Genomic DNA, 13,637 nt, shown 5'->3' with positions numbered 1-13,637 from the left:
GGCGCCAGCTCCTCCACCAGCTTCTCGAACGGCACCTCCTGGTGCTCGAACGCCGACAGCGTCGCCTCCCGTACGCGCCCCAGGACCTCCTGGAACGTCGGGTCGCCGGTCAGGTCCGTGCGCAGCACAAGCGTGTTGATGAAGAAGCCGACCAGGTCGTCCAGCGCCTCGTCCGTACGCCCGGCGTTCGCCGAACCAATCGGTATGTCCGTGCCCGCACCCAGCTTCGACAGCAGTATCGCCAGGGCGGCCTGGAGCACCATGAAGGGAGTCACACCCTCGGCACGGGCCACCTCCACGAGACGGGCGTGCACCTCCGCCGGAACCATCAGGGGGATGTTATTCCCCTGGTGGGAGGGGACGGCGGGCCGCGGACGGTCGGCCGGCAGCTCCAGCTCCTCCGGAGCGCCCGCCAGCGCCTGGCGCCAGTGGGCGACCTGGCGGCTGATCACGCTGTCCGCGACCCGCTCGTCGCCGAGCAGCTCCCGCTGCCACAGCGCGTAGTCCGCGTACTGCACCGGCAGCGGCTGCCACTCGGGCGCCCGGCCCGCGCGCCGCGCCGCGTACGCCACCGACAGGTCACGCGCCAGCGGCTCCATCGACCAGCCGTCGCCCGCGATGTGGTGCACGGCCATGACGAGGACGTGCTCGTCGGGGGCGGTTGCGAACAGCCATGCCCTGACGGGCGCTTCGGCGGCCAGGTCGAAGGGGCGCGCCAGCGCCTCGGCGACCGCCTCGTCCAGCTCCACCGGGGCCACCTCGGCCACCGAGAGCTCCCAGGCCAGGTCGCCCAGGGCCGTGATCCGCTGGTACGGCTCGCCGTCCGCCACGTCGAAGACGGTGCGCAGCACCTCGTGCCGGCCGATCACGTCCCGCAGGGCCGCGCCGAGCGCGTCCCGGTCGAGGGCGCCCGAAAGGCGCAGCGCCACCGGGATGGTGTACGTCGCGCCCGGGCCTTCCAGCTGGCCCACGAACCACAGGCGGCGCTGGGCGAAGGAGAGCGGGATCTGTTCGGGGCGCTCCACCGGTGCGAGCGCGGTGCGGGCCGACGCGGCGCCGTCGAGTCTGGCCGCGAGCCCGGCCACCGTGGGCGTCTCGAACAGGCCCCGCAGCGGCACCTCAAGGCCGAGGGCCGTACGCACCCGGCTGATGAGCCGGGTGGCGAGCAGCGAGTGCCCGCCGAGCGCGAAGAAGTCGTCGTCGACGCCCACCCGGGGCACGCCCAGGACCTGGGCGAACACGGCGCACAGCAGCTCCTCGTGGAGCGTGGCGGGGCCGCGCCCCGCGCTCGCCGGGTACATGGGTGCGGGCAGGGCGGCGCGGTCGAGTTTGCCGTTGGCCGACAGGGGCAGGGCGTCCAGTGCGACGACCGCCGCGGGCACCATGTGCTCGGGCAGCCGCGCGGCGATGAACTCGCGGACCGAACGGGGTATTCCGGCGGCGTCCTCGGCGGGCACGACGTAGGCGACCAGGCGCTGGTCCCCGGGGGCGTCCTCGCGGGCGACGACCGCCACCTGCGCGATGCCCGGGTGCGCGGCCGCCACGGCCTCGACCTCGCCGGGCTCGATGCGGTAGCCGCGGATCTTGACCTGGTCGTCGGCGCGGCCCAGGTACTCCACGCGGCCCTCGGCGTCCTGGCGCACCAGGTCGCCGGTGCGGTACATGCGGGTGCCCCGCTCGAAGGGGTTGGCGACGAACCGTTCGGCGGTCAGGGCGGCGCGGCCCAGGTAGCCGCGGGCCAGGCCCGCGCCGGACACATACAGCTCGCCGACGACACCCGGGGCGACGGGGCCGAGGCGGCCGTCAAGGACGTAGGCGCGGGTGTTGGGCAGGGGGCGGCCGATCAGTGGGCGCTCGCCCTGGTCGGTGTCGTGGCAGAGCACGTGCACGGTGGCCTCGGTCGGGCCGTAGAAGTTGAAGCCCAGCGTCCCGTCGGCCGCCCGCAGCCGCTCCCACAGGGCGCTGCCGACGGCGTCGCCCCCGAGGAGCAGCGCGCGGGGCCGGTGCGCGGAGCCGTCGAGGAGTCCTTCGTCGAGGAGCTGTTCGGCCTGGACGGGAGTGACCACCATCAGGTCGATGCGCCGGGCGTCGGCGTAGCGGGCCAGTGCGGTGGTGTCGCGCCGTACGTCGTCGGGAACGATGTGGAGTTCGTGGCCCGCGGCCATCCACAGCAGCGGCTCCCAGGAGGCGTCGAAGGACAGGGAGTACGTCAGTGCCACGCGCATGCGCAACCCGGAGCGCGCGAGGGTTCCGGCGCGCTGGAAGGCGGCGAGGTTGGCGAGTCCCCGGTGCAGTACGGCGACGCCCTTGGGGTGGCCGGTCGAGCCCGAGGTGTAGATGACGTACGCCAGGTGCTCGGGGCGGATCTCGGTGCCAAGCAGACCGTCCGGGAGCCCGCTGAGCTCGGCGGCGGTGGCCTCGTCGTCCAGGTCGAGCACGGTGGCGCCGGAGGCGGGCAGGGCGGCGGCCGTGCCGGTCGTGGCGAGGATCACGGAGGGCGCCGCGTCCTGGACCATGTACGCGATGCGGTCCGCCGGGTAGCCGGGGTCGACGGGCAGGTGGGTGCCTCCGGCCTTGAGGACGCCGAGCAGGGCGACGACCGGTTCGGTGCCGCGCTCCAGGCACACGCCGACGACCGACTCGGGCCCGACGCCCCGGCGGGCGAGCAGCCGGGCGACCTTGTTGGCGCGCGCGTCCAGTTCGGCGAAGGTGAGGGTGTCGCCGTCGGCGGCGACGGCCACCTGGTCGGGGGTGCGCGCGGCCTGGGCCTCAAACAGCTCGGGGAAAGTGGCGGGCGGCACCTCGGCGGCGGTGTCGTTCCACTCAGCCAGGATCCGGTGGTGCTGAGCCTCGTCCAGGACCGGGACGTCGGTCAGCGGCCGGTCCACGGCGCCGTCGGCGGCCGCGTCGAGGGTGTCAAGGAGACCGGCGAGCGCGGTGTGCAGCAGGGCGCCGACCGCGTGCGGGTCGACGGGGGTCCGCGCGTCCACGGCGAGCGAGAGCGCGTCGCCGTCGTCGTCGACGGAGACGGCGAGGGGGTAGTTAGAGCGCTCCTGGGCGAAGAGGGTGCGGATGCCGTCGAGGCCGTCGCCGTCCACCCTGCCGCCCGCGGTGCCGCGCCGGTAGTTGAACAGGGAGGTGAACAGGGGCGTGTCGCCCGTGACGCCGCTGGCCCGCTGGGCAGTGGCGAGCGGCGCGTGCTCGTGCTCCATGAGCCGGGCGAGCTGCTCGCGGAGCGCGGAGAGGGCAGCCAGGGCGCCGAGTTCGCCGGTGCGCACGCGCACGGGCAGCATGTTGACGTACGGGCCGGGGGCCTGGCGGGCGCCGCCGACGGCGCTCATGCGGCCGGACAGGACGGTGCCGAACACCACGTCGTCGCGGCCGCTGACGGCGGCGAGGACCCGGGCCCAGGCGAGGTGCAGGACGGTGGCGGAGCTCGCGCCCACGCCGCGGGAGACGTCCCGCAGGCGCGCGCCGAGGTGCGGCGCGAGGGGGATGCGGGCGCGGGACGAGCCGGCGCCGTCGCCCCGTACGTCCACCAGGCCGTAGGGAGCGGTGGGCTCGGTGATGTCGCCGAGCAGCTCCCCGAAGTACGACTCGTGGTCGGCGCGTTCGAGGCCGCCGCGCACGCGGGCCACGAAGTCGCGGAAGCGCGCGGGCTCGGGGAGTTCGGCGCCGCGCCCGTCGAGGAAGGCCCGTACCTCGTCGAGTACGGCTTCGAGCGCCGTGTGGTCCTGCACCATGTGGTGGACCCGGACCAGGGCCAGCCAGCGGCTGCCCGCGGGGTCGGCCGCGATGTGCACGCCGAGCAGCGGGGCCCGCGACAGGTCCATCGCGGCGCCGCCGACGGCGAGCAGCTGCCGGACCGGGTCGCCGCCCCGGGCGTCCAGGGCGACTTCCTCCACGGGCAGGGTGGTGCGGCGCCACACGACCTGGACCGGCTCGCGCAGGCCCTCCCAGACGACGGAGGTGCGCAGGATGTCGTGCCGCTCCACCACCTGGCGCAGGGCGTGGGTGAACGCGTCAAGCCGGTCCCGCGAGTCGAATTCCAGGACCGTGGGCTGGACGTAAGCGTCCTGGCCGCCGTCGGCGAGCAGGTGGTGGAAGAGGAGCCCCTCCTGGAGGGGGGCCAGCGGGTAGACGTCGGCGATGTTGGCGGCGCCGCCGTCCACGGTGGCCACGACCGCAGCGAGTTCGCCGGCGGTCAGGTCGACCAGCGGCAGCATCTCGGGGGTGATCGCGGTCGCGTCCGCCGGGAGCGGATTCGGCGGTACAGGGGTGAGGGCCGTGCCCGCCGAGGCGGCGAGCCCGGCCGGGGTCGGGGTCTGGAACAGCGCCCGCACGGGCACGTCGATGCCCAGGGCAGCCCTGATCCGGCCCATGAGTTCGACGGCCAGCAGCGAGTGGCCGCCCAGGGCGAAGAAGTCATCCTCGACGCCCACCCGTTCCAGGCCCAGGACCTCGGCGAACACCGCGCACAGCAGTTCCTCGCGCAGGTCCGCCGGGCCCCGACCCGCGCCCGCCGCGTACTCGGGCTCGGGCAGCGCCTTGCGATCGAGCTTGCCGTTCGCCGTCAGCGGCAGCGCGTCCAGCACCAGCAGCACGGACGGCACCATGTAGCCCGGCAGGCTGGCTCCGACGTGGGCCCGCAGCTCGGCGGCGTCCGGTTCCTCCTCGCCGCCCGCGGGTGTCGCGTAGGCCACCAGGCGGGCGTCGCCCGGGGTGTCCTCGCGGACGACGACGGCGGCGCGGGCGACCCGGGCGTGGCGTTCGAGGACCGCCTCGATCTCGCCCGGCTCGATCCGGAAGCCGCGGACCTTGACCTGGCCGTCGGTGCGGCCCAGGCACTGGAGCACGCCGCCGGGGCGCCAGCGCGCGAGGTCCCCGGTGCGGTACAGCCGCTCGCCGGGGACGAACGGCGAGGCGACGAACCGTTCGGCGGTCAGGGCCGCGCGGCCCAGGTAGCCGCGCGCCAGCTGGGCGCCCGCGAGGTAGAGCTCACCCGTCGCGCCGGTGGCCACGGGGCGCAGCCGGGCGTCGAGCACGTAGGCGCGCGTGTTCGCGAAGGGGCTGCCGATGACGACGGGGCCTTCGCCGATCTCGGCGGAGGTGGTCCAGATGGTGGCCTCGGTGGGCCCGTACAGGTTCACCGCCGGCACGCCGAGCGCGTGCAGCCGCGCGGCCAGTTCCTCGGGCAGGGCCTCGCCGCCGACGAGGGCGCGCACCGCGGGGGGCCAGTCGCCCGCGTCGAGGAGCGCCCGCCACAGGGACGGCACGGCCTGCAGGGCGGTCGCGCCGCTGGTGCGGACCATGTCGAGGAGGGCCTTGGGGTCGCGGACCGTCTCACGCCGGGCGAGCACGACGGCGGCGCCGGAGACGAGGGGCAGGAACAGTTCGAGGGCGGCGATGTCGAAGGACACCGTGGTCACGGCCACCAGGCGGTCCCCCATGCCGAGCGGGACGCGCTCGGCGGCGGCGTACAGGTGGTTGACCAGGGCCTCGTGGCTGACGACGACGCCCTTGGGGCGGCCGGTCGACCCCGAGGTGTGGATGACGTACGCGGGATGCCGGGTCAGGAGCGGCGCCGGGCGCCCGGCGCCGGTGGGGGCCGCCGCGTCGAGGCGGGCCAGCTTCTCCCGTACGGGGGCGTCGTCGACGGCCAGGATCGCGTCGTCCGTCGACCGGGGTAGGGCGGGGGCGCAGGCCACGCTGGTGAGCACGCACACGGGCCGCGCGTCGGCGAGCATGTACGCGATGCGTTCCCGCGGGTACTCCGGGTCCAGCGGCAGATAGGCGCCCCCGGCCTTGACCACGGCGAGCAGCGCGGCCACCAGGTCCGCGCCGCGCTCCAGTTGGACCGCGACGACGGACTCGGGGCCGACGCCCCGGTCCACGAGCAGGCGGGCGAGCCGGTTCGCGCGGGCGTCGAGTTCCGCGTAGGTGAGGGTGTCCTCGCCATCGACGAGGGCGACCGCGTTGGGCGTGCGGGCCGCCTGGGCCTCGAAGCACTCCGGCAGGGTGGCGGCCGGAGCCTGGGTCCCGGTGTCGTTCCATTCGTGCAGCACCTGGTGCAGTTCGGCGTCGTCCAGCGTCCGTACGTCGCCGATCCGGGTGTCCGGGGCGTCAGCGAGGGCCTCGACGACGCGGGCGAGCCGCTCGGCGAGCCACTGGACGGACGCGGCGTTGAACAGGTCGGCGGCCGCGATGACGGTGCCGCGCAGCCCGGCCGGGGCGCCGTCGGCGTCGAACGTCTCGCCGATGCCGATCTCCAGGTCGAACTTGGCGGCGGAGTCCCCGGTGAGCACGGGCTCGGCCTGGATTCCGGGCAGCCGCAGCGCCGCCTCGCCGGTGTTCTGGAGCATCAGCATGACCTGGAACAGCGGGTGCCGGGCCAGCGAGCGGGTCGGGGCGAGTTCCTCGACCAGCTTCTCGAAGGGGACGTCTTGGTGCTCAAACGCCGACAGGCTCGCCTCCTGCACCCGGGCGAGGAGTTCGCGGAACGTCGGGTCGCCCGACAGGTCGGTGCGGACCACGAGGGTGCTGACGAAGAAGCCGACCAGGTCGTCGAGGGCGTCATCGCCGCGCCCCGCGTTGACGGAGCCGATCGGGATGTCGGTGCCCGCGCCAAGCCGGGACAGCGTCACGGCGAGGGCGGCCTGGAGCGCGGCGAACAGGGTCGCGCCCTCGGCGAGCGCGACGTCCGCGAAGCGCGCGTGCACCCGGGCCGACAGCTCGAAGGGGGCGGTGTGGCCGCGGTGGCCCAGGACGGCGGGACGCGTCCGGTCGTACGGCAGCTCCAGCTCCTCCGGCACGTCCGCCAGCGCCTGGCGCCAGTAGGCGGTCTGGCGGGAGACCAGACTCTCGGGGTCGCTCTCGTCACCGAGCAGTTCGCGCTGCCACAGGGTGTAGTCCGCGTACTGCACGGCCAGCGGCTCCCACGCCGGGGCCTCGCCGTTCACGCGCGCCGCGTAGGCCGTGGACAGGTCGCGGGCCAGCGGGCCCATCGACCAGCCGTCGCCCGCGATGTGGTGGACGACCATGACGAGCACGTGTTCGTCGGGCGCGGTCGTGAACAGCCAGGCCCTGACGGGCGCTTCGGCGGTGAGGTCGAAGGCGTACCCGACGGCGGCGGCGATCCGCGCGTCGAGGTCGCCCGGGGTGACGTCGGCCGCCGCCAGCCGCCAGTCGAGGTCCTCGGCCTTCAGGACACGCTGGTAGGACTCGCCGGCCGCGACACCGTAGACGGTACGCAGGATCTCGTGGCGGCCGATCACGTCCTGCAGGGCCGCCTCCAGCGCCGCGCGGTCCACCGCGCCGCTCAGCCGTTGCGCGACCCTGATGTTGTAGGCCGGGCTCGGGCCCTCCAACTGGGAGATGAACCACAGCCGACGCTGCGCGAATGACAACGGAATCATCAGGACTCCTCCTGGTTACGCATCGGCCGCAGCGCGGGCCTAGCAGAGCTCACATTTCCAAGCTGTCGTACGAGGCCGGACACCGTCCGCGCCGTGAAGAGCACCCGCAGGGGCACCTCGAGACCGAGCACCGTCCGCAGTCGGCCGGTGAGGCGGGCGGCGAGCAGGGAGTGCCCGCCAAGGGCGAAGAAGTCGTCGTCGACGCCCACGCTCTCCAGGCCGAGCACCTCGGCGAATGCCGCGCACAGGACCTTCTCCCGCTCGGTGGTGGGCGCGCGGCCCGCGGTGACGGCGGGTCCGGCGTCGGGCAGGGCCCTGTGGTCCACCTTGCCGTTGGCCGTCAGCGGCAGGGCGTCGAGGACGACGACCGCGGACGGCACCATGTGCTCGGGCAGCCGCGCCTCGGCGAACTTCCTCACTCCCGAGGCGAGTTCGGCGTCGGCGGGCCGGCCGGGCACGACGTAGCCGACCAGCCGCCTGCCGCTCGCGCCGTCGTCGCGGACCGCGACGGCGGCCTGGGTGACGCCGGGATGCGCCGCCAGGACAGCCTGGACCTCGCCCGGCTCGACGCGGAAGCCGCGGATCTTGACCTGGTCGTCGGCGCGGCCGGCGAACACCAGTCGGCCGTCCGCGGTCCAGCAGACCCGGTCGCCGGTCCGGTACATCCGCTCCCCCGCCCCGTCGAAGGGCGAGGCCACGAACCGTTCCGCGGTCAGGGCCGGGCGGCCCGCGTAGGCGCGGGCGAGGCCGGCGCCCGCGACGTACAGCTCTCCGTCGACGCCGACCGGGACCGGGGTGAGGCTCGCATCGAGGACGTACACCCGGGAGTTGGTGATCGGCGTACCGATGCCGGGCCGGTCGTCGTCCTCGCGCAGGGCGTCGGAGATCGTCGCGCACACCGTCGTCTCGGTCGGCCCGTAGGCGTTAACGAAGCGGCGGCCGCGCGACCAGAGCGCGACGAGTTCGGCGCCGAGCGCCTCACCGGCCGAGACCAGCGTGGTGACCGGGGCGAGGTCATCGGGTTCCAGTACGGACAGGACGGCGGGTGGCAGCGTGGCGTGCGTTACCCCGTGGCGCGCCACGAGTTCGGCGAGCCCGCCGCCCGGCAGCAGCGTCTCGGCAGGGGCGACCACGAGGCGCGCGCCCGAGCACAGCGCCATGACCAGCTCCCAGGTCGCCGCGTCGAAGCCCGGCGAGGCGAACTGCAGAACCCGGCTGTCGGCGCCGACGTCGAGCCGCTGGATCTGCGCGGCCACCAGGCCGGCTATGCCGGTGTGCGTGACCACCACGCCCTTGGGCACGCCCGTCGAGCCCGAGGTGAAGATCATGTACGCAGGGTGGGCGGGCCGCAGCGGCGCGCTCCGTTCCGCGTCGGTCACGGCACCGCCGTCCAGCGCCTCGACCTCCGCCGCGAGCGACGGCCCGTCGAGTACCAGCACGGGCGCACCGGTCCCGACCGGTACCGCGGGCGCGCACCGCGCCGAGGTCAGGACGGCCACCGCGCCGGACTCCCGCACCATGAAGGCGATGCGTTCCGCCGGGTACTCCGGGTCGACCGGCACATAGGCGCCGCCCGCCTTGAGGACACCGAGCAGGGTGACGATCATGTCGACGCCGCGCTCCCGCGCGACCGCGACCACGGACTCGGGTCCCACGCCATGGCCGATCAGGAACCGGGCCAGCCGGTTGGCCCGCGCGTCCAGTTCCGCGTAGGTGAGCTGGGCGCCGTCGGACGCCACGGCGACCGCGTCGGGCGTCGCCCGCACGCACGCCGCAAACAGTTCGGGCACCACCGCGGGCGGCACCTCCGCCGCAGTGTCGTTCCACTCGGCGAGCACCCGGCGGCGCTCGGCCTCGCCAAGGACCTGGACCGCGCTCAGCGGCAGGTCGGGCCCGCCGTCCAGGGCGTTCTCGGCGGCTTGCACCAGGTGTTCGACGGCAGTACGCGCGAGGGCGGCGACCGCCTCCGGGTCGATCGGGGCGACCGCGTCGACGATCAGCTCGATGCCCTCCCCGTCGTCATCGACGAGCAGCGCGAGCGGGTAGTTGGTGCGTTCACGCGTGAACAGCAGCTTGGTGCCCGGTAGGGACGCGTTCCAGCGCGCGTCCAGGTCCTCGCCGATGCTGCGCCGGTAGTTGAGGCAGGCGGTGAACAGCGGGGCGTCACCCGTCAGGTCGGCGGCCTGCTGCGCCACCACCAGCGGCGCGTGCTCGTGCTCCAGGAGGCGCGCCAGCCGGCCGCGCATGGCGGTAATGGCGCTCAGCGCGCCGAGCCGGGTGGTGGGCACGCGCACGGGAAGCGTGTTGATGAACGGTCCGGGCACCCGGTCGGCGCCCACGCCCGCGTTCATGCGGCCGAACAGGACCGTGCCGAAGACCACGTCGTCGCGGCCGGACACGGCGGCGAGGACCCGGGCCCAGGCGACATGCAGCACGGTCGCCGCGCTCACGCCCGCGCGCCGCGCCACGTCCCGCAGCCGCGCGCTCAGCTCGGGGGCGGTCGCGAGGCGCGCCCGCGCCAGGGTGGCGCCGTCGCCGCGCACGTCCAGCAGGCCGAACGGGGCCGTGGGCTCGGTGACGTCGCCCAGCAGTTCGCCGAAGTACCGCTCGTGCTCGGCGCGTTCGACGCCGCCGCGTGCCTGGGCGACGAAGGTGCGGAACGGCAGCGGCTCGGGCAGCTGGTCGCCCCGCCCGTCGAGGAACGCCGTCACCTCCTCCAGGAGCACCTCCAGCGCGGTGCCGTCGCGCACCATGTGGTGGGCGCGGATCAGCGCGAACCAGCGCTCCGGGTCGGTGCCGGGAACGGCCGCGACGTGCAGGTCGAGCAGCGGGGCCTGGCCCAGCTCCATGCGCGCGCCGCCGACCTCGACCAGCTCGGCGACCGGGTCGGTGCCGTGCGGGTCCAGGGCAACCTCCGTGACGGGCAGCGCAGCGCGGCGCCACACCACCTGTACGGGCTCGCGCAGTCCCTCCCATACATAGGAGGTCCGGTAGATGTCGTGCCGGTCCACCACCCGCCGCAGAGCGTCGACGAAGGCGTCGAGCCGCGCGCGCGAGTCGAACTCCAGGACCGCCGGCATCACGTACGCGTCGTCGCCGCCGTCCGCCAGCATGTGGTGGAAGAGCAGGCCCTCCTGGAGCGGAGCCAGCGGGTAGACGTCCGCGACGTTGGCCGCGCCGCTCTCGACGGTGGCCACGACCGCGGCGACCTCGTCGGCGGAAAGGTCGACCAGCGGCAGCATCCCAGGGGTGATCTCGGTGGCGCTGGCCGGGATCAGGTTGTTCGGGGCGACGACCTGGTCCCTACCGGCGGATGCCGCGAGGGACGCGACGGTCGGGTTGTCGAACAGGGTGCGCACGGAGATGGAGACACCGCGCCGGCGCAGGAACTCGACCAGGCGCACCGCCACCAGCGAGTGTCCGCCCAGCTCGAAGAAGTCGTCGTCGACGCCCACGCTCTCCAAGCCGAGGACGTCGGCGAAGGCCATGCACAGGATCTCCTCCCGCACGTCGGCCGGGGGACGGCCCGCCCCGGCGATGGCCGCGAAGTCGGGGGCAGGCAGGGCCTTGCGGTCCAGCTTGCCGTTGCCGGTCAGGGGAAGGGCGTCGAGGACGACGACCGCGGACGGCACCATGTGCTCGGGCAGCCGCCGGCCCGCGAACCGCCTGACGGCATCCGGGAGTTCGTCGCCCCCTTCGTGCCGGTCGTTCGGCACGACGTATGCGACCAGACGCCGGTCGCCCGGGGTGTCTTCGCGGGCGACCACCGCGGCCTGCGCGACCAGCGGGTGGCCGGTCAGCACGCCCTGGACCTCGCCGGGCTCGATCCGGTAGCCGCGGATCTTGACCTGGGCGTCGGCGCGACCGAGGAAGACCACCTCACCGTCCGCCGTCCACCTGGCCCGGTCGCCGGTGCGGTACATCCGCTGTCCCTGCTCGAAGGGGCAGGCGACGAACCGCTCGGCGGTCAGGCCGGCCCGGCGCACGTAGCCGCGCGCCAGCTGGGCCCCCGCGACGTACAGCTCGCCGACGACGCCAGGCGCGACCGGCCGCAGCCGCTCGTCCAGGACGTAGAAGCGGGTGTTGGCGACCGGGGTGCCGACCGGGACGGGACCGTCGGCGACGCGGTCGGCGGTGAGCCGGGTCGTCGCCACGCCGATCGTGGTCTCGGTCGGCCCGTAGTGATTGTGGACCTCGCGGTCACCCGCCGCCGCGAGCACCTCCGCGACCAGCGCGGGCGACGGGGCCTCGCCACCGAGGACGAGGGAGCGCCCCGGAAGGACGGCCTCGGCGCCGCCGGCGGCCGAGAGAGCGGCCAGGTGCGAGGGCACGGCCTTGAAATGGTCGATCCGGTGCTCGGCCAGATACGCCGCCACCGCCTGCGGATCGGTGACCGCACCCTCTTCGAGGATGTGCAGCTCACCACCGGTCGCGAGGCTCGCGAAGACCACCGTGTTGCCAAGGTCCGTCGCCTGCGCCTGGAGCAGCGCGTACCGCACACCCCCACCACCGAAACCCACCCGCCCCGGCACCGAGGCGATGTAATTCGCCAGACCACCATGCGTGACCGCCACACCCTTGGGCCGACCGGTCGAACCCGAGGTATAGATCACATACGCAAGCGACCGCGGATCCACCACCGCCCCCGGAGCCTCCGCCGACGCCGCCGCCAACTGCATCTCCACGAACGCGTCGTCGATCGCAACCAGACGAGAACGGCCGGCCGGAAGCTCGTCCAGAATCTCCTCGGTCGTCAGCGCCAGCGCAGCACCGCTGTCCCGCAGCATGAACGCCACGCGGTCAGCAGGCTGCTCCGGATCGATCGGCAGATAGCCCGCGCCCGCCTTCCACACACCCAGAATCGCCGCGATCATGTCCGCGCCCCGGGGCAGGCACAGACCCACCACCGACTCGGCCCCGATCCCCTGACCAATCAGGTAATGCGCGATCCGGTTCGCCCGCGCCTCCAGCTCGGCGTACGAGACCTTGACGTGCTCGACGACGACAGCGGCGGCCCCCGGCGTACGTGCGGCCTGCTGCTCGAACAACTCATGCTCCAGCCCGGCCGGAGTCCCACACGCCGTGTCGTTCCACTCCACCAGCACCCGGCGGAGCTCGTCCTCGGGCAGGACCTCGATCGCGCCGAGCGGCACGTCGGGGCCGCCGTCGAGCGCGGCCTCCAGCGCGGACACCAGGTGCTGCGTGGTGGTGCGCACGAGGACGCCGACCGCGCGGGAGTCGATGGGCGCGACGGAGTCGACCGCCACCTCGGTACGGTCGCCGTAGTCGTCGACCAGGACCACCAGCGGGTAGTTGGTGCGCTCGCGCACCGACAGGAGCCGCAGCCCGTCCATGCCCTCGTCGACGGCACGGCCCGGGTTGCGCCGATAGTTGAGGAAGGACGTGAACAGCGGGGTGTCGCCGGTGACTCCGCTGACGCGCTGCGCCACGACCAGCGGCGCGTGCTCGTGCTCAAGCAGCTCCGCGAGCTGGCCGCGCATCGCGGAGACCGCCGCCAGCGCGCCCCGTTCGGCCGTCCGTACGCGCACGGGCAGGGTGTTCATGAACGGGCCGGGCACGCGGTCGGCTCCGGCACCCGCGTTCAGCCGTCCGTACAGGACCGACCCGAACACCACGTCCTGGCGGCCGCTGACGGCGGCGAGGACCCGGGCCCAGGCGACGTGCAGGACGGTCGCCGTGCTGATGCCGAGGCGGCGGGCGACCGCGCGCAGGCGCCGGTCCAGCTCCGGGGGGAACGGGACGACTTCGTGGACGGTGTCGGCACCGTCGCCGCGCACGTCCGCCATCCCGTACGGGGCCGTGGGCTCGGTGACGTCGCCGAGCAGCTCGGCGAAGTAGCGCTCGTGCCCGGCCCGGTCGGCCCCGCCGCGTACCTGGGCGACGAAGTCGCGGAACGGCAGCGGCTCGGGCAGTTCGGCGCCGCGCCCCGCGAGGAACGCCCGCACCTCGTCGAGGACGACCTGGAGCGCGGTGTGGTCGCGGACCGTGTGGTGCATGCGGACGAGGACCAGCCAGCGGTCGCCGCCGGGGTCGGCGGCGACATGGGCACCCAGGAGCGGGGCCCGGCTCAGGTCCATCGAGGCGCCGCCGATAGCGACCAGCTCGGCCACCGGGTCGGTGCCGTGCGGGTCGAGGGCGAGCTCGGTGACGGGCAGGGTGGCGCGGCGCCACACGACCTGGACCGGCTCGCGCAGGCCCTCC

The 13,637-nt window shown here is 74.4% G+C and carries 2 protein-coding genes; both read right to left on the bottom strand.

Annotated elements, in window-relative coordinates; genetic code table 11:
* On the bottom strand, positions 1-7,415 hold a 7,415-nt coding region (locus tag ACFWZ2_RS42340; RefSeq protein WP_384555139.1), incomplete at its 3' end, for an amino acid adenylation domain-containing protein.
* Entirely contained in the window at positions 7,415-13,630 is a 6,216-nt protein-coding gene (locus ACFWZ2_RS42335) for an amino acid adenylation domain-containing protein (RefSeq protein WP_384555140.1), read from the bottom strand. The genes ACFWZ2_RS42335 and ACFWZ2_RS42340, both read right to left, overlap by 1 nt.
* Positions 13,631-13,637: the final 7 nt, after the last annotated feature.

Origin of the sequence: Streptomyces sp. NPDC059002, from assembly GCF_042740435.1 — a bacterium.
In the GTDB taxonomy this organism is placed as follows: Bacteria; Actinomycetota; Actinomycetes; order Streptomycetales; family Streptomycetaceae; genus Streptomyces.
Note: the sequence above shows the minus strand (reverse complement) of the source record. Positions and strands in the feature narration are given on the sequence as shown.